Here is a 17,203-nt window from a genome sequence, read left to right on the forward strand (position 1 = left end):
CGCCCGGTTACATTCCGAACCCGGAAGCTAAGCCTCACAGCGCCGATGGTACTGCAGGGGGGACCCTGTGGGAGAGTAGGACGCCGCCGAACAAATTTTGAGAAAACCCCCGCATCGGAAGATGCGGGGGTTTTCTGCTTTCCGGGTCCTTTAGGGTCGAGAGTATGCGATACGACCTGATCATCTTTGACAACGACGGTGTCCTCGTGGACAGTGAGCCGATCTCCAACCGGCTGCTGGCGGCCTATTTGACCGAGTTGGGGCACCCGACGTCGTACGAGGACTCCATCCGGGACTACATGGGGTCGGCGATGCATCGGATCCATGAGCTGGTCCTGGAGCGGACCGGAGAGCGGTTGCCCGATGACTTCGACGATGTCTTCCACGCCCGGGTGTTCGCAGCGTTCGAGCGGGAGTTGAAGCCCGTGGCCGGCGCCGGCGATGTGCTGGAGAAGCTGGCTGCTGACGGGGTGTCGTACTGCGTGGCGTCCTCCGGGAGTCATGAGCGGATCCGGGTGGGGCACCGGACGACCGGACTTGACCGGTGGTTCGCGCAGGACAGGATCTTCAGCTCGCAGGATGTGGGGCGGGGCAAGCCGGCGCCCGATCTCTTCCTGTACGCGGCCGAGCGGATGGGGGTCGAGCCGGGGCGTTGTGTGGTCGTGGAGGACAGTCCGCTGGGCGTGCAGGCGGCTGTGGCGGCCGGGATGGACGTGTACGGGTTCACCGCGATGACGCCGGCTGCCCAGCTGATGGACGCCACCCAACTCTTCTCCGACATGGGACAGTTGGCAGGCCTGCTGGTCTGACATTTGTCATGCGGACGTCCGGACGATCGTTTCTACCGGCGGACCCCGCTCAACGGCGAAGCTAAGGGCATGACGAAGAACCAGAACCCCGGCGTGCTCGACAACTTCAAGCCGCTGCTCGTGGACGTGGCGGTGCCGCTCGGGTCGTACTACCTGTTCAAGGACGGCTTCGGGATGAGCACGTTCGCGGCGCTCGCCTGGAGCAGTGTGGTGCCGGCGGTGCGGACTGTCTGGGGCCTGGTGAAGGAGCGGAGGACGAACGGGCTGGCCGGGCTGATCCTGGTCGTCAACGTCGTCTCGCTGCTGCTGAGCTTCGTCTCCGGGGACCCGCGGCTGATGCTCGCCAAGGACAGCGGGGTCAGCAGCACCGTCGGCATCGGGATCCTGGTCTCCGTCGCGCTGGGCAGGCCGATGATGACCGCCGGCATGAAGCCCTTCCTGGTGAAGGGGGACGCGGCCAGGGAGGCCGCCTGGGAGCGGCTGGTGTCCGGGGCGGCTGCCCGGTCCGTGGCCTTCCGGCGCAAGGAGCGGGCGTTCTCCGTGGTCTGGGGCGTGGCGCTGCTCGCCGAGTGCATCGTGCGGGTGGTGGGTGCGTACACCATCCCCGTGGACACCATGGTGTGGCTCGGCACGGTCATCATGATCGGTGCGATGGCGGCCGCCTGGGTGGTCAGCGGTGGGCTGGCCGCCGAGCCGATGGCGAAGACGCTGGCTGCCGAGGTCGAAGCCGGCAAGGCCGAGGCGGGCCAGGTCGGGACGCCCGAGATGGCTGTCGCCGCCTGAGCCTCCGCTCGGTAAAGCTGAAGGAAATTCATCTTTGGCTGGATCTACCCACAGGTAGCCCGGGGCCCTACGCTCGCCGCCATGACTGATGTGCGGCGGCGCGGTAGGGCCTCGTTGGCGTTCGGCTTCTTCGCGCAGGGGGTCACCTTTGCCCTGCTGGTGACGCGGATTCCGGCCATCCAGGACCGGTACGGCATCTCCGACGCGCTGCTGCCGGTCTTCCTGGCCGCCGTACCGATCCTCGCCGGGGTCGGCAGCGTGACGACCGAGCAGCTGGTGAAGCGGGTGCGGCCCAGTCGGCTGCTGCGCTGGTCCCAGCCGGTGGTGCTGCTGGCGCTGCTGGGAGTCGGAGCCGGCGGGGTGGTGGCCGAGCTGGGGCTGGCCCTGGCCGCGTTCGGCCTGGCCGTGGGGGCGCTGGACGCCTCCATGAACATGCTCGGGGTGAGCCTGCAGCGGACGTACGGGCGCAGCATCATGTTGAGCTTCCATGCCGCCTACAGCCTGGGCGGGATCGTCGGGGCCTCGCTCGCCTGGGCCGGGGCGCACTGGCATCTGGCGCTGTGGGTGTCGTATCTGCCGGTGGTGGCCGTGCTGCTGCCGGCGACGCTGGTGGGGAGCCGGTGGTACGTCGACGGGGATCCGGCGCCCGTGGCGGTAGAAGCCGGTGGTGGCACTGTCGTCTTCAGGCTGCTGCTGCCGCTGTGTCTGGTGATGACCTTCGCCTACATCGGGGACTCGACCGTCTCCAACTGGAGTGCGAAGTACCTGAAGGACGTCCTGGGGAGTTCGGAGCAGCTGGCGACGGTGCCGTACAACGTGTACATGGTGACCACGCTGGTCGGGCGGACCATGGGGGACTTCGGGGTACGGCGGTTCGGGGCGGCCGCGGTCGTACGGCTCGGGGCGCTGGTGGCGGCCGGGGGGTTCGCGGTGGTGTCCGTGGCGCCGGACGCGTGGGTCGGGATGCTCGGCTTCACCCTGCTGGGCCTGGGGCTGTGTGTGCTGGTGCCGCAGACGTTCGCGGCGGCGGGGCGGTTGTTCCCGGGCTCCTCGGACGCGGCGATCGCTCGGCTCAACATCTTCAACTACGTCGGTTTCCTGATCGGTTCGCCGTTGGTCGGGGCGCTCGGGGATGCCTGGAGCTACCGGGGCGCCATGCTCGTACCGATGGTGTTGGTGCTGGTGACGCTGGCGTACGCCAGGTCGTTCGCGGCTCAACCGGACCGATACGGTGGCGGGCATGAGCGGCCGAGCACAGCTGATGTGGGACGAGGCAGTAACGGGCTATGACTTCGGCCCGGATCATCCGATGGATCCGGTCCGGCTGGAGCTGACCCGGAAGCTGGTGGGTGCCTTCGGGCTCGACCGGGAGATGCAGGTCGTCGCGGCGAAGCCGGCCGGGGAGTCGACGCTGCGGCTGGTCCACCGGGAGGACTACATCGACGCCGTGAAGGCCGCGTCGGCGGATCCGGGGTCGGCGCGGGGGGCGTACGGGCTGGGGACGATGGATGATCCTGCGTTCGCCGGGATGCACGAGGTGTCCGCGCTGATCGCGGGGCAGTCGGTGGGGGCGGCCGAGGCGGTGTGGCGGGGGGACGCCGAGCATGCCGTGAACTTCGCGGGCGGGCTGCATCACGCGATGCCGGGGGGTGCCTCGGGGTTCTGCATCTACAACGATGCGTCGCTGGCCATTGCGCGGTTGTTGGAGCTGGGGGCCGAGCGGGTCGCCTACGTCGATGTCGATGTGCATCACGGGGACGGGGTGCAGGCCGCGTTCTGGGAGGATCCGCGGGTTCTGACCATTTCGCTGCACGAGCATCCTCGTACGTTGTTCCCGCAGACCGGGTGGCCGGAGGAGACCGGGGTCGGGGCGGGCGAGGGGGCGGCCGTGAACGTGGCGCTGCCGGCCGGGACCGGGGACGCGGGGTGGCTGCGGGCGTTTCACGCAGTGGTGCCGGAGCTGCTCGCGGAGTTCCGGCCGCAGGTGATCGTTTCGCAGCATGGGGCCGATACGCACTTCGAGGATCCGCTGGCTCATCTTGCCGTGTCGTTGGACGCGCAGCGGGCTGTGCAGGTGGCCTGTCACTCGCTGGCGCACGAGTACGCGGGTGGGAAGTGGGTCGCGCTGGGAGGTGGCGGGTACGCGGTGGTGGATGTGGTGCCGCGGTCGTGGACGCATCTGGTGGGGATTGCCGCGGGGCGGGAGATCGCTCCTGAGGCGGTGATTCCTGAGGGGTGGCGGCAGGAGGTGTTCGCTCGGACTCGGCAGTTGGCTCCGCAGCGGATGACGGACGGGCGGTGGCCGGTGTCGTTCGCTGCGTGGGAGTCGGGGTACGACCCTGCTGATCGGCTGGATCAGGCGGTGCTGGCCGCGCGGCGGGCCGTGTTTCCTCTGCGAGGCCTGCTGCCCTGAGGGATCTCGTTACGCCAACCGTGCGGTCTTTCCCCGTTCCCCGCACCCCCCGACCCCCGAATGAGCCACCATCGCATCCGTGTTGACCGCCGATGCCCTCCGCACGCATCTGCTCGCTGTCCGGTTGGCAGGGGAGGTGGCGACCTCTCGGGAGAACAGTCTTCGTAGCTATCGGCTCTTCGCTGCCCGGGATCCGCGGGTGTTGCTCGGGATCGACCCTGAATGGGCCTGGGGGCAGCGGGATTTACTTGCTCTGATGGCGGAGAAGTGCGGGGTTTCGGCCGATCCGATGTACACGTCCGGGCCGGATGCGATCGATCCCGAGCGGACCCTGGCCGCGCTGGATGCCTTCGCGGCGCGGATCCGGAGTGCGGCCCTGCGGGGCGTTCCGGTGCTGCTCGGCACCGGGCATCCGCATCGGCTGCTCGGGTTCTACGGCGGCTTGGCGGACGCGTTGTCGTCGGCTGGGTGTGAGGTGCTCACCCCGGCGCAGGGTCGCTGTGTCGACATATTGACCCGGTTCGGTCTACGTACGTATCACCTGGACTACGTACGAGGTGTTGCCTTGGTGCGGGAACCGGAGGCCGAGCGCCCCGGTTGTGAGCCGGGTGCCCACTGCCATTCACCGCTGCCGGTTCGGGTCGCCCTGGCGGCCGCTGCGGATGCCGGCGGGCCGCTGCCCGAGCTGGTGATCGGTGACCATGGCTGGGTCTGCGGGGCAGGTCAGCTGGGGTTTGAGGCCATTGGTCTGGCGGATACGGATGACCCCGCGCTCTTTGTGGGGGAGGCGGAGGGAGTCGTGTCCGTCGCCGTTCCGGTTGATGACGCTGTGCGGTCGGATTACTACCGGCCGCTTACCCGCTACGTACTCAATCGAGCGTGTCTGTCACAGTAGGCCGCCGATGGGTGCACCTCTTCCCCACTTGCATCACCCGCCCCTAGTCTGGGGAGTGAGCACGCAACGACGAAGAGTCACCGGAAGGGGAAGCCGGTGGCCGTCGAGTGCGGAAGGTTCAGGTGTGTCATGGCTGCAGCTGGCGAGGGGCCTCTGAGCGAGGTTCAGTTCCTTACCGTGGCGGAGGTCGCCTCGGTGATGCGAGTGTCGAAGATGACCGTGTACCGCCTGGTGCACAGCGGTCATCTGCCCGCGATCCGGGTGGGGCGGTCCTTCCGCGTCCCGGAGCAAGCGGTACACGAGTACCTTCGTGAGAGTTATGTGGGGGTGGAGACGGCCTGACGACTCTTCCGGGAGACCCGGAAGACACCCTCGATTACGACCTCGGCGCTCGGGGCGGGTAGGCTAGCCCCTCGTAGGTCGTGTGGGCCCATGGCGCCCAAACAACCGAGTGATGAGAAGTGAGCGAGGGTAGTCGTGGGCTCTGTTATCAAGAAGCGGCGCAAGCGGATGGCCAAGAAGAAGCACCGCAAGCTGCTCAAGCGCACGCGCGTTCAGCGCCGCAACAAGAAGTAGGCGGCGCCGCGAGAGCGTGTCCCTGTGGCCCCCCGTCCGGAAGGATGGGGGGCCACAGGCATATCCAGGGGTACTCGGCATATTCCGATAGGGGAATTTCCGTCACCTCGTGCATCGGGCGGTCATCACAGCGCAACATCGACCCGCTAGGTTGGCCGCACACGGGTAACGCGGGAAGGAAGGCGCTGATCTTGGGGAAGGTCGTGCTCGTCACCGGAGTGGCCCGGCAACTGGGTGGCCGGTTCGTGCGGCGGATCCAACGCGACCCCGAGGTGGACCGGGTGATCGCCGTGGACGCGGTGCCCCCTGCGCACCATCTGGGCGGAGCCGATTTCATCCAGGCCGACATCAGACAGCCCACCATCGCCCGGGTGCTCGCCGAGACGGGCGCCGACACGGTCGTCCACATGGACGTGACCGGCACCGCGCTGGGCGCCGGCAGCCGGGCCACGGTCAAGGAGACCAACGTCATCGGCACCATGCAGCTGCTCGGCGCCTGCCAGAAGTCGCCGACCGTGCAGCGGCTGGTGGTGAAGTCCAGTACGAACGTCTACGGGTCCGCGCCGCGGGATCCCGCCGTGTTCACCGAGACGATGCCGCCCAAGTCGCTGCCCAGCGGTGGGTTCGCGAAGGACGCGGTGGAGGTCGAGGGATATGTGCGCGGGTTCGCCCGGCGACGGCCGGACGTCGCCGTGTGCGTGCTGCGCTTCGCCAACATCCTCGGGCCGACCGCGGACACCCCGCTCGCCTCGTACTTCGCGCTGCCGGTGCTGCCGACCGTGTTCGGCTACGACCCCCGGCTGCAGTTCGTGCACGAGGACGACGTCATCGAGGTGCTGCGGATCGCCTCCCACGATCCGCGCCGGGGCACCCTCAACAGCGGCACCTTCAACATCGCCGGGGACGGCGTGCTGCTGCTCTCGCAGTGCTCGCGGCGGCTCGGGCGGCCCACCGTGCCGCTGCTGCTGCCCGCGGTCACCTGGGCCGGTTCCCTGGTGCGTACGCTGGGCATGACGGACTTCTCGCCGGAGCAGATCCGGCTGCTCACCCACGGCCGGGTGGTGGCCACGGACCAGATGCGCGACACGCTGGGATTCCAGCCCAAGTACACGACGGCGGAGACGTTCGCGGACTTCGCGCGCAGCCAGGGACCCGGGCTGCTGCCGCCGGAGGCCCTTGCGGGGGCCGTCGACCGGATCGCCGCGCTGGCCGCGAAGGGCAGCGGACACCTCCCGACGCAGAGCGCCAACTGAGGAGCGCAGCAACGATGGCGGACGCCAAGGTCATTCCGTTCGACGACGACCGGTCCCGCGGGGGTGCCGCCCAGCGGGCGTCGCGGCGCCGGAGCGCGGGCAGCAGGCGCGGCGCGGTCGGTGAGGCCGCGCCGGTCCGGGAGGTCCAGCCCCTGCCCACCAGGGCCGCTGCGCAGGATGATGTCCCCGTGACCGGGCAGGAACAGCCGCCCGCCGGGCCGCGGCACGACGGCGGGCTCGAGCGGCGCATCGCGAGCGGCCTGGCCTTTCTGCGCCGCCGGCTCACCGGGGACTACGAGGTCGACGACTTCGGCTACGACGAGGAGCTGACCGACCAGGTCCTGATGTCGCTGCTGCGGCCGGTGTACGAGAAGTACTTCCGGGTCGAGGTGAAGGGCGTCGAGAACATCCCGGCCGAGGGCGGGGCGCTGATCGTCGCCAACCACTCCGGGACGCTGCCGCTGGACGGCCTGATGATGCAGGTCGCCGTGCACGACCACCACCCGGCCGACCGGCATCTACGACTCCTCGCGGCCGACCTGGTCTTCGTCCTCCCGGTGGTCAACGAACTCGCCCGCAAGCTGGGGCACACCCTCGCCTGCGCCGAGGACGCCGAACGGCTGCTGGCGCAGGGCGAACTGGTCGGGGTGATGCCGGAGGGCTTCAAGGGGATCGGGAAGCCGTTCGGCGAGCGCTACAAGCTCCAGCGGTTCGGCCGCGGCGGGTTCGTCTCCACGGCGCTGCGCCAGGGCGCGCCGATCATCCCGTGCTCGATCGTCGGGGCCGAGGAGATCTACCCGATGATCGGCAACTCCAAGACCCTCGCCCGGGTGCTGGGCTTCCCGTACTTCCCGCTGACGCCGACCTTTCCGTGGCTCGGCCCGCTCGGGGCGATCCCTCTCCCCACCAAGTGGACGATCCAGTTCGGTGAGCCGATCCCGACGGACGGCTATCCGCCGGAGGCGGCCGAGGACCCGATGCTGATGTTCAACCTGACCGACCAGGTACGGGAGCAGATCCAGCACACGTTGTACAAGTTGCTGGTGCAGCGGCGGTCGGTGTTCTTCTGAGTGGTGTACGGCAGTGGGGGCGCCCCGGCTCGGAAAGGGGCGCCCCCACTGCCGTACCCGGGTGGGGCTAGTTCGCTTCCTCGCTGTCGATGCCGAGGCCCGGGAGCAGGCCCGGGAGGAGTGGTGGGAGGGTGACGTTCGGCTCGGTCGTCGGGGGCTTGCTGGTGGACGGGGCGCTGCCTTCGTTGCCGATCTTCGGTGGGTCGAGCAGGCCGCCCGTGTTGCCTCCGATCAGGCCGCCGCTGCTGTCGCCGGTGGCGGAGCCGCTGGGGCTGCGGGAGCCCGAGTGCTTGCCGGCGGACGGGGTGTTGCCGGAGCTGGGCGCGGTCGAGCGGTGGGTGCCGGAGGAGCCGGCGGACGGCGGGCCGGAGCCCTGCCGCTTGCCGTCGCCGGTCTGGGCGGGCGGCTGGGGGAGCAGGGACTGGAGCGGGGCGACCTCTTGGTCTATGGCGTCGAACACCGACGACACCTGCTGTTTGACGTCTCCCAGTTGCACGGGCAGCTTGTCGCTCAGTGCGCTCCAGGCATCGCGGTGGGAGCGGGCGAAGGCGTCGAGGGCCTGGATGGGGCCCAGGGAGCCGGGGTCGCGCTCATAGGCCGCGTGCAGCAGGCGGTGGCCCTCGGTCACGTCGTGCTGCATGCCGGACAGGGTGCGGCGGATCTCGCCGATGGACTCGTGGTCGAGGTGGCCGCTGCGGCCGCGGTCCATCAGCCTGCGGGCCTCGCTCAGCCGGGTGGAGGCCTGGTTGAGATAGGTCTGTCCGCGCTCGTCGTCCCCGTCGCTCAGGTAGTTGAGCCTGAAGTCCTCGATGCCGCGCTTGAGGCCGTAGAGCGAGTCGCCGGGCAGGGCGTCGGAACTCGCGGCGGCGACCCCGCCGAAGGCCCCGGCGGCCACGCCGACGCTGAGCCCGCCCGCGGCGAGCCCCTTGGTCAGCCTGGAACGCGGCCGGAGTTTGCCCAGCGGGCTCGCCCGGTGCGCTCCCCGGCCCCGCGCGCGCTGCTCGGGTACCGCCCTTTCCGCCGCCCCCGTCCCCTCCTGAAGCATGGCCTCCATCGCGGCCACCAGCTGGGCGCGCTGGACGACCTTGACCTCGGGGTCGAGCTGCGGCCCGGGCAGCGAGGCGAGACCGGCCGCGAGGGCCAACAGTTCGCCCTGCTCGGTCTGTTCCTCAGCTGTCGGCGGTGAACCCGCCGGCGCTGCGGACTGCTCGGCCGCCGTGTCCCGGTCGGACTGCTCCTCCAGGGCCTGGGCGAAGGCGTTCGCCCGCCGGTGGGCCGATACGTTCGCGATCACTGGCGGCACCTCCTCTCGTCATGACGGTCGACTCCCCAGGGGGTCCTGAGGGTTGCACGCCCACGACCGGTTCACACGATCGAGCGATCAAGGTTGGCCAGGGCGTGACCACAGGGAGCCTGTATCCCGCACAACGAGCGGCTCGGCAGTTGGGTTACGGACGGCGGATGATCGGGTCAGAAAGGCAACGGGCCTTCACGGAACGTGAGTTGGGCGTCGCGGTGGGTGGCGGACGTCAGCGGGCGTCGTCCGGCAGGAGCCGGGCGAGCGTGCGCACGGCGCGGTACTGGAGGGTCTTGATGGCGCCCTCGTTCTTGCCCATCACGCGGGCGGTCTCGGCGACCGAGAGGCCCTGGAGGAAGCGGAGCGTCACGCACTCCTGCTGCTGGGGGTTGAGCCGGCGTACGGCGTCGAGGAGCGCGGCGTTGGAGAGGGACTCCAGGACGGAGTCTTCCGGGGAGCGCTCGACCTCGTTGGCGTCGAGCATCTCGCCGGTGGTGACTTCGAGACGGAACCGGCTGGACTTGAAATGATCGGCGACCAGGTTCCGGGCGATCGTCACCAGCCAGGCGCCGAAGTCGCGGCCCTGCCAGGTGAAGGTGCCGATCCTGCGGAGCGCCCGCAGAAAGGTCTCGCTCGTCAGGTCCTCGGCGGTCGCCTTGCCGCCGACCCGGTAGTAGATGTACCGGTAAACGGTGTCGCTGTACTGGTCGTAGAGCCGGCCGAAGGCCTCGGCCTCCCCCGCCTGGGCGCGCTCGACGAGGTCCATCATGCGGGCACTGTCGCTGTCGGCGGCCGGCCGACGGGCGGTGGCCGCGCCGGTCGCGCGGCTGCGTCTGCCGACCGCCGCGCTGCCCTCGGCCAGTGCGTAGCACGGGCCTACGGGTGCGGCGGTGGCGAAGGCGGGGACGGCGTACGCGGTGGGGACGAGGCCGCGCAGCGTCTCTTTGACCGTTGCGACTGTTGCGCGCAGCGTAGCCAGGCCCGAGGCGTCAACCCCGACGTGTGGGTACACGGGACTCCCAGAGGCAGAGCTTCCATCACGTGCAGTGCGGGACCGTTCACCCGTCGTAGCGACGGAGGGGTACCGGTTTGCGTCTGAGGAGAATAACGCTTCGTGCAGGCCCTGCTACACCGAGTTGCTCAAATCATCGATTGCGTCGCATCTCTAACCGATTGACGTCCTATCAAGTGCCGCACACTGATCGGTTGTTGATCGGAAAAGGGTGGGTTTCGGCGAAGTGCAGGGCGTGTTGGGAAAGGCGAGGCATAATCCGGCGGCAGGCGACAGGAGACCGGTTTCATCAGGAACATGACAGATCAGGGCGCGTCGGCGGCGCGACTGCCTGCAGCTACGCGGGCGGGTGTTATCGGCGACGGCGGCTCAGGGCGATCGCCGCCGCCGTGCCACCGGCAACTGCGCCGACCCCCGCTGCCGCCGGGATGCCCACCTTCGCCGCCTTGCGGCCCGTGCGGTAGTCACGCAGACGCCAGTCCTTTTCCCGGGCGTGTTTGCGGAGCTTGGTGTCCGGGTTGATCGCGTAGGGGTGGCCGACCAGGGACAGCATCGGGATGTCGTTGTGGCTGTCGCTGTAGGCGGCGCAGCGGGAGAGGTCCAGGCCCTCCGCCGCGGCCAGGGCGCGGACCGCCTCCGCCTTCGCCGGGCCGTGCAGGGGCTCGCCCACCAGCTTGCCCGTGTAGACGCCGTCGACCGACTCCGCGACCGTGCCGAGCGCGCCGGTCAGGCCGAGGCGGCGGGCGATGACCTGGGCGATCTCGACGGGCGCGGCCGTGACCAGCCACACCTTCTGGCCCGCGTCCAGGTGGGCCTGGGCGAGCGCCCGGGTGCCCGGCCAGATGCGGTCGGCCATGTACTCGTCGTAGATCTCCTCGCCGATCGTCTCCAGCTCGGCGACGCGGTGGCCCTTGACGATGGAGAGGGCGGAGTCGCGCGCGTCCTGCATGTGCTCGGGGTCCTCGACGCCGGCCAGCCGGAACCAGGCCTGCTGCCAGGCGAACCTGGCCAGGTCGCGCGTCTCGAAGAACTTCCGCTTGTACAGGCCCCGTCCGAAGTGGAACAGCGCGGCGCCCTGCATCACGGTGTTGTCGAGGTCGAAGAAGGCGGCCGCCTTGTCGTCGCCGATGACGGGGAACTGGGGTTCCTGCTCGGCGAGCGCAGGGGTCTCCTGTGCTTCCTGCGAGGACTTGCGGGCAGCCTCCGCCGAGGCCTCGCCTGCCAACACGCTCCGCGCCGTGGCGGAGCGCCTACGGGGAGTGAGCCATCCGAGAGCGGCCATGGCGTGAGCATAGCCAGTTTGTTCGGGGCTTCCGGAGTCGAGAGGTTTGAAGGGTGTGAACTCTCCACGACCGGGTCGTTAAGCAAGCGCGAGAATGGCCGACATGAGTCCCCTCTTCCGGCGTAAGGCCGCCCCGCAGGAGCGATTGGTCACGCTCATCCGCAAGCCCGGCTGTCATCTGTGCGACGACGCGGAGGCCGTGATCGAAAAGGTGTGCGGCGAACTCGGTGTCCCCTGGGAGCAGAAGGACATCACCGAGGACAAGGAGCTGCACGACCAGTACTGGGAGCAGATCCCGGTGGTCCTCGTGGACGGCCGTCAGCACACCTTCTGGCGGGTGGACGAGGGCCGTCTCCGCAAGGAACTGACCGAGTAGTACAACGGGGGCCGAGCGTCCCTTAGGATCGACGGCGGTTTGGTCTCGGGGGCGGGATTCACGAGGAGTGTGTCGGTTTTGCCCCCAGGAAGGGCCCGGGAATGAGGCGCGTGACCCCGGTCACGTTGGCCGGGCAAATCGGACACCATCTTTGTGCACGCGTTCACAAAGACATAGCCTGCTGTCGACGGGGCGGTCTGGGGACGTATGACCGCCTGCAGCCCCGCTCTACCCGCAGGAGCACCGTGGCAACTGGCCGAACACACCGACCGGCGACCCGTAGCCGAGGGATTCCCGAGGCCACCGTCGCCAGGCTTCCGCTGTACCTCCGAGCCCTGACCGCGCTGTCGGAGCGCTCGGTACCCACGGTCTCCTCCGAGGAGCTGGCCGCGGCGGCGGGGGTCAACTCCGCCAAGCTGCGCAAGGACTTCTCGTACCTGGGCTCCTACGGAACGCGCGGTGTCGGCTACGACGTGGAGTATCTCGTCTACCAGATCTCCCGTGAACTCGGCCTGACCCAGGACTGGCCGGTTGTCATCGTCGGTATCGGTAACCTCGGCGCCGCCCTGGCCAACTACGGCGGGTTCGCCTCCCGTGGCTTCCGGGTCGCCGCGCTGATCGACGCCGACCCGGCGATGGCCGGAAAGCCGGTCGCGGGCATCCCCGTCCAGCACACCGACGACCTCGAGAAGATCATCAAGGACAACGGGGTCTCCATCGGCGTCATCGCCACCCCCGCCGGTGCCGCCCAGCAGGTCTGCGACCGGCTCGTGGCCGCCGGTGTGACCTCCATCCTGAACTTCGCGCCGACCGTGCTGTCCGTCCCGGACGGGGTCGACGTGCGCAAGGTCGACCTCTCCATCGAGCTGCAGATCCTCGCCTTCCACGAGCAGCGCAAGGCCGGCGAGGAGAGCGCCGTGGGCGAGAGCGGGCTGACCGCGGCCGCTCCCCATGGCGCAGCCGCCGACGATTCCGCCGACCAGGGGCCCGACGGGGACGTACCCGCCGTGATGCCGGCATGAGTCTCCTCGTCGTCGGACTGAGCCACCGCAGCGCACCCGTGAGCGTGCTGGAGCGGGCCGCGCTGAGCGCGGACGCCCAGGTCAAGCTGGTCCAGGACACGGTCGCCGCCGAGCCGGCCACCGAGGCCGTGGTGCTCGCCACCTGCAACCGCATCGAGCTGTACGCCGACGTGGACAAGTTCCACGCCGGTGTCGCCGAGCTGTCCACGCTGCTCGCCCAGCACAGCGGGGTCGGCCTCGAGGAGCTGACGCCCTACCTGTACGTGCACTACGAGGACCGGGCCGTCCACCACCTGTTCTCGGTGGCCTGCGGTCTGGACTCGATGGTCGTCGGCGAGGGCCAGATCCTCGGCCAGATCAAGGACTCCCTGGCCCGTGCCCAGGAGCTGCACACCGCCGGCAAGCTGCTGAACGACCTGTTCCAGCAGTCCCTGCGGGTCGGCAAGCGGGCCCACTCCGAGACCGGTATCGACCGGGCCGGTCAGTCCCTGGTCACCTTCGGTCTGGAGCAGCTGGCCGTCGGGGCGGCGGTCCCCGCCTGGGCGCAGGGCAAGAAGGCGCTGGTCATCGGCGCCGGGTCGATGTCGTCCCTGGCCGCCGCGACGCTCGCGCGGGCCGGCGTGGCCGAGGTCGTCGTCGCCAACCGCACCTTCGAGCGTGCCGAGCGTCTCGCACAGATCCTGGCCGAGGGCGAGGACGCGGCGGTGACCGCCCGCGCGGTACGGATGGACGCCGTGCCGGGCGAGCTGACACGTGCCGACGTCGTCGTCTCCTGCACCGGGGCGACCGGCCTGGTCCTGACGGCCGAGGCGGTCGCGCAGGCGGTCGAGGGCCGCACCGGGCAGCCTGTCGCCGAGATCGCCGACAGCGCTCGTACGACCGCGCAGCCCAAGGCGCCGCTGCCGCCCGCCGGTGTCGGCACGGACGACAACTGCCCGCTGGACCTGGCGGCGGTACAGCCCGGCTTCTCCCTCATGGGCGAGGCCGCCGTGGCCGGCATGGACGCGGCCACGCTGGAGCAGCACGCGGCCTGGGTGGCGGGCGGCACGGTCGACCGTCGTGGGGCCGCCCGGCGCGGCCCCGAGGCGGACGCCGAGCTGATCACCGCGCTCGCCGCGACCGCCGCCTCCGTCGGCCGCATCCCCGAGCGCCGCAAGCCCGAGCCGGTCGCCGTGATCCCGCGTCCGGCTCCGGCCGTGTTCCTCCTCGACCTCGCCATGCCCCGCGACATCGACGCGGCCGTGCACCGGCTGGCCGGGGTACGGCTGGTGGACATCGAGTCGCTGGCGGAGGCGTCCGCCGACGCGCCGATGGCGGCCGACGTGGACCAGGTCCGGCGTATCGTCTCCGACGAGGTCGCGGCCTTCGGCGCGGCGCAGCGGGCGGCGCACATCACGCCGACCGTGGTCGCGCTGCGCACCATGGCCGCCGACGTCGTCGCCAGTGAGATCGCGCGGCTCGACGGCCGCCTGCCCGACCTGGACGAACGCCAGCGCGGCGAGATCCGGCAGGCCGTGCACCGGGTCGTCGACAAGCTGCTGCACGCGCCGACCGTACGGGTCAAGCAGCTCGCGGCCGAGCCCGGCGGCGCCGGGTACGCGGACGCGCTGCGCACCCTGTTCGACCTCGACCCCGAGACGGTGGCCGCCGTCTCCCGGGCCGAGGACAGCACAGACAAGAAGGACCGACCGGCATGAGTGACAAGGCACTGAGACTGGGGACCAGGCGGAGCAAGCTCGCCATGGCCCAGTCCGGGCAGGTGGCGGAGGCGGTGAGCCGGGTGACCGGCCGGCCGGTCGAGCTGGTCGAGATCACCACGTACGGCGATGTCTCCCGCGAGGCGCTCGCGCAGATCGGCGGCACCGGTGTGTTCGTCACGGCGCTGCGCGACGCGCTGCTGAAGGGCGAGGTGGACTTCGCGGTTCATTCGCTCAAGGACCTGCCGACCACGCAGCCCGAGGAACTCGTCCTGGCCGCCGTTCCGGTGCGTGAGGACCCGCGGGACGTGATCGTCGCCCGGGACGCGCTGAAGTTCACGGACCTGCCGCGGGGTGCCCGCATAGGCACCGGCGCGCCGCGCCGCATGGCGCAGCTGAACGCGTATGCGCGGGCCCACGGCCTGGACATAGAGACGGTCCCGATCCGGGGCAACGTCGACACGCGGATCGGATACGTCCGCGACGGCCAACTGGACGCCGTCGTGCTGGCCGCCGCCGGACTGAACCGGATCGGCCGCAGCGACGAGGTCACCGACTTCCTGTCGGTCGACACGGTTTTGCCCGCCCCCGGCCAGGGGGCCCTGGCGATCGAGTGTGCCGCGGACCACGCGGACCTCATCGCGGCGCTCGGCGAGCTCGACGACCCGTTCACGCGGGCCGCCGTCACCGCCGAGCGGTCACTGCTCGCCGCCCTGGAGGCCGGCTGCAGCGCCCCTGTGGGCGCGCTGGCCGACCTGCTGGCCGACGGGCAGTTTGTCAAGGAAATGCGCCTGCGCGGCGTCGTCGGCACGACCGACGGCACCCGCATGGTGCAGCTGTCCACCACCGGTCCCGTGCCCCAGACGCATGAGCAGGCGATGGCACTCGGTCGCGAACTCGCCACCGAGATGCTCGCCCAGGGCGCGGCCGGTCTGATGGGGGAGCGAGCACATTGAGCCCCACCACCCTTCCCGCCGGTCCGGAACACGGGCACGTCACCTTCCTCGGTGCCGGACCCGGGGATCCGGGACTGCTGACTCTGCGCGCTGTGGAGGCGCTGTCGAACGCGGACGTCCTGGTCGCTGAGCACGAGGTGCTCGATGTGATCCGGACGCACGCCCGACAGGGCGTCTCCGTCGTGCAGATGGACGCCGATCCCTCCTCGGTCTCGCCGCCGGGCACGGGCACGCCCCAGCTGACGGTCGTTGACGGGACGTCAACAGCCGCCGCTGCCCCGGGCGCTGCCCGGGATGCCGCTCATCTTGTCATGGAGGCTGCGCGGGGCGGCAGGCGGGTCGTCCGTGCGGTGTCCGGGGACCCGGGACTTGATACGTACGCGGCCGAGGAAATGCTCGCCTGCGCCGCCGCCGGTGTGCCCTTCGAGGTCGTACCGGGTGTGGCGGCCGCGGTCGGTGTGCCCGCGTACGCGGGTGTGCCGCTGCGGGACGCGCAGGGCGCGGACGTCCGGTTCGTGGACGCCCGTACGGCCTCCGACCGTTGCTGGACCGAGGTGGGCGCCTCCGACGGCACGGTCGTCGTGTCCACGACCCTGGACTCGGTGGCCGCGGCGGCGGGCGAACTGGTGTCGGCGGGCCGTAAGCCGGACACCCCGCTGACGGTGACGATCGCCGGTACGACGACCCGTCAGCGGACCTGGACGGCGACGCTCGGGACGATCGCGCAGACGCTGAAGCAGGCGAAGGTGCTGCCGTCGCCGGACGGCGGCCGGCCGGTGATAGCCGTGGTCGGCGAGCGTTCCGCCGCCGCCCAGCGCGACCAGTTGTCGTGGTTCGAGTCCAAGCCGCTGTTCGGCTGGAAGGTGCTCGTGCCGCGTACGAAGGAGCAGGCGGCGTCGCTCTCCGACCAGCTGCGGTCCTACGGTGCCGTGCCGCACGAGGTTCCGACGATCGCGGTGGAGCCCCCGCGCACCCCGCAGCAGATGGAGCGGGCCGTGAAGGGGCTCGTGACCGGCCGTTACGAGTGGATCGCCTTCACCTCGGTGAACGCGGTGAAGGCGGTGCGGGAGAAGTTCGAGGAGTACGGCCTTGACGCGCGCGCCTTCGCGGGTATCAAGGTGGCCGCGGTGGGCGAGCAGACGGCCAAGGCGCTGATCGCCTTCGGCGTGAAGCCGGACCTGATTCCGTCGGGTGAGCAGTCGGCCGCGGGTCTGCTGGAGGACTGGCCGCCGTACGACCCGGTGTTCGATCCGATCGACCGGGTCTTCCTGCCCCGCGCCGACATCGCGACCGAGACGCTGGTGGCCGGGCTCATCGAGCTGGGCTGGGAGGTCGACGACGTCACGGCCTACCGGACCGTGCGGGCCTCGCCGCCGCCGGCGGAGACGCGGGAGGCGATCAAGGGGGGTGGCTTCGACGCCGTTCTCTTCACGTCCTCGTCGACCGTCCGGAACCTGGTCGGCATCGCGGGCAAGCCGCACAACGTGACGGTGATCGCGTGTATCGGCCCGGCTACGGCCAAGACGGCCGAGGAGCATGGGCTGCGGGTCGATGTCATGGCTCCGGAGCCGTCGGTGCACAAGCTGGCGGAGACGCTGGCCGACTTCGGCATGAAGCGCCGCGCTGCCGCACAGGAGGCCGGGGATCCCGTTACCCGACCCAGCGAGCGTCGGCCGGGGGCGCGCAGGCGCCGCACGACGACCTGAGGCCGTCCAGGGGGCTCCGCCCCCTGGACCCCCGGGTGTTGAGGTGCTTCGCGGGG

The 17,203-nt window shown here is 70.3% G+C and carries 17 protein-coding genes and 1 rRNA gene; 15 read left to right on the top strand and 3 right to left on the bottom strand.

Features of this window, described 5'->3' with window-relative positions:
• The 10 genes from rrf to ACZ5DS_RS41845 all read left to right on the top strand — a co-directional run.
• A 5S ribosomal RNA gene (rrf, locus tag ACZ5DS_RS41800) occupies nucleotides 1-92 on the top strand; the annotation flags it as partial.
• A gap of 72 nt (nucleotides 93-164) precedes the next feature.
• Nucleotides 165-809: an HAD family hydrolase gene (locus tag ACZ5DS_RS41805; RefSeq protein WP_468249561.1), complete on the top strand. Its 645-nt coding sequence runs from the start codon at nucleotides 165-167 to the stop codon at nucleotides 807-809.
• 69 nt (nucleotides 810-878) lie between these two features.
• A complete protein-coding gene (locus ACZ5DS_RS41810) occupies nucleotides 879-1,592 on the top strand; it encodes a VC0807 family protein (protein ID WP_468249564.1) in 714 nt (237 codons plus the stop codon).
• Nucleotides 1,593-1,673: 81 nt separating this feature from the next.
• On the top strand, nucleotides 1,674-2,882 hold the full coding sequence (locus ACZ5DS_RS41815) for an MFS transporter (protein ID WP_468249567.1): 1,209 nt from the start codon (nucleotides 1,674-1,676) through the stop codon (nucleotides 2,880-2,882).
• Nucleotides 2,833-4,005: an acetoin utilization protein AcuC gene (locus ACZ5DS_RS41820; RefSeq protein ID WP_468249569.1), complete on the top strand. Its 1,173-nt coding sequence runs from the start codon at nucleotides 2,833-2,835 to the stop codon at nucleotides 4,003-4,005. Before ACZ5DS_RS41815 ends, ACZ5DS_RS41820 begins: the two co-directional genes overlap by 50 nt.
• A gap of 79 nt (nucleotides 4,006-4,084) precedes the next feature.
• Nucleotides 4,085-4,900, top strand: coding sequence for a phosphatase (locus tag ACZ5DS_RS41825; RefSeq protein WP_468249572.1), 816 nt, complete (start codon nucleotides 4,085-4,087; stop codon nucleotides 4,898-4,900).
• A gap of 129 nt (nucleotides 4,901-5,029) precedes the next feature.
• On the top strand, nucleotides 5,030-5,242 hold the full coding sequence (locus ACZ5DS_RS41830; RefSeq protein WP_359069029.1) for a helix-turn-helix domain-containing protein: 213 nt from the start codon (nucleotides 5,030-5,032) through the stop codon (nucleotides 5,240-5,242).
• 135 nt (nucleotides 5,243-5,377) lie between these two features.
• Nucleotides 5,378-5,476: a 30S ribosomal protein bS22 gene (locus ACZ5DS_RS41835; RefSeq protein WP_003948845.1), complete on the top strand. Its 99-nt coding sequence runs from the start codon at nucleotides 5,378-5,380 to the stop codon at nucleotides 5,474-5,476.
• A 191-nt stretch (nucleotides 5,477-5,667) separates the two neighbouring features.
• Nucleotides 5,668-6,729, top strand: a complete 1,062-nt coding sequence (locus tag ACZ5DS_RS41840; RefSeq protein ID WP_468249575.1) for an NAD-dependent epimerase/dehydratase family protein — start codon at nucleotides 5,668-5,670, stop codon at nucleotides 6,727-6,729.
• 14 nt (nucleotides 6,730-6,743) lie between these two features.
• The gene (locus ACZ5DS_RS41845; RefSeq protein WP_468249577.1) at nucleotides 6,744-7,799 is read left to right on the top strand and encodes a lysophospholipid acyltransferase family protein; all 1,056 of its coding nucleotides are present in this window, start codon (nucleotides 6,744-6,746) and stop codon (nucleotides 7,797-7,799) included.
• A gap of 67 nt (nucleotides 7,800-7,866) precedes the next feature.
• On the opposite strand, the gene ACZ5DS_RS41850 is transcribed toward ACZ5DS_RS41845, so the two are convergent.
• The 3 genes from ACZ5DS_RS41850 to ACZ5DS_RS41860 all read right to left on the bottom strand — a co-directional run bounded on the left by ACZ5DS_RS41850 (nucleotide 7,867) and on the right by ACZ5DS_RS41860 (nucleotide 11,390).
• Complete coding sequence (locus ACZ5DS_RS41850; protein WP_468249581.1) at nucleotides 7,867-9,093, bottom strand: DUF5667 domain-containing protein; 1,227 nt, start codon at nucleotides 9,091-9,093, stop codon at nucleotides 7,867-7,869.
• A gap of 235 nt (nucleotides 9,094-9,328) precedes the next feature.
• Nucleotides 9,329-10,108 (bottom strand): ECF subfamily RNA polymerase sigma factor, BldN family, encoded by a 780-nt coding sequence (locus ACZ5DS_RS41855; protein ID WP_468249583.1) that lies wholly within the window; start codon nucleotides 10,106-10,108, stop codon nucleotides 9,329-9,331.
• Nucleotides 10,109-10,460: 352 nt separating this feature from the next.
• Nucleotides 10,461-11,390: an HAD family hydrolase gene (locus ACZ5DS_RS41860; protein ID WP_468249586.1), complete on the bottom strand. Its 930-nt coding sequence runs from the start codon at nucleotides 11,388-11,390 to the stop codon at nucleotides 10,461-10,463.
• A gap of 94 nt (nucleotides 11,391-11,484) precedes the next feature.
• Here ACZ5DS_RS41860 and ACZ5DS_RS41865 point away from each other — a divergent pair, with 94 nt between their 5' ends.
• The 5 genes from ACZ5DS_RS41865 (at nucleotide 11,485) to ACZ5DS_RS41885 (ending at nucleotide 17,147) form a co-directional block, all read left to right on the top strand.
• Nucleotides 11,485-11,766, top strand: coding sequence for a glutaredoxin family protein (locus tag ACZ5DS_RS41865; protein ID WP_468249588.1), 282 nt, complete (start codon nucleotides 11,485-11,487; stop codon nucleotides 11,764-11,766).
• A 245-nt stretch (nucleotides 11,767-12,011) separates the two neighbouring features.
• Nucleotides 12,012-12,788: a redox-sensing transcriptional repressor Rex gene (locus ACZ5DS_RS41870; RefSeq protein WP_468249591.1), complete on the top strand. Its 777-nt coding sequence runs from the start codon at nucleotides 12,012-12,014 to the stop codon at nucleotides 12,786-12,788.
• Nucleotides 12,785-14,485, top strand: a complete 1,701-nt coding sequence (locus ACZ5DS_RS41875) for a glutamyl-tRNA reductase (RefSeq protein ID WP_468249594.1) — start codon at nucleotides 12,785-12,787, stop codon at nucleotides 14,483-14,485. The genes ACZ5DS_RS41870 and ACZ5DS_RS41875 overlap by 4 nt, the downstream gene beginning before the upstream one ends.
• Nucleotides 14,482-15,441 carry a hydroxymethylbilane synthase gene (hemC, locus tag ACZ5DS_RS41880; RefSeq protein WP_468249596.1) on the top strand — a complete coding sequence of 320 codons (960 nt, stop codon included), beginning with the start codon at nucleotides 14,482-14,484 and terminating at the stop codon, nucleotides 15,439-15,441. The genes ACZ5DS_RS41875 and hemC overlap by 4 nt, the downstream gene beginning before the upstream one ends.
• Entirely contained in the window at nucleotides 15,438-17,147 is a 1,710-nt protein-coding gene (locus ACZ5DS_RS41885; protein WP_468249598.1) for a bifunctional uroporphyrinogen-III C-methyltransferase/uroporphyrinogen-III synthase, read from the top strand. Before hemC ends, ACZ5DS_RS41885 begins: the two co-directional genes overlap by 4 nt.
• Nucleotides 17,148-17,203 lie beyond the last annotated feature (56 nt).

The organism is Streptomyces sp. NPDC031100 (genome assembly GCF_055570785.1).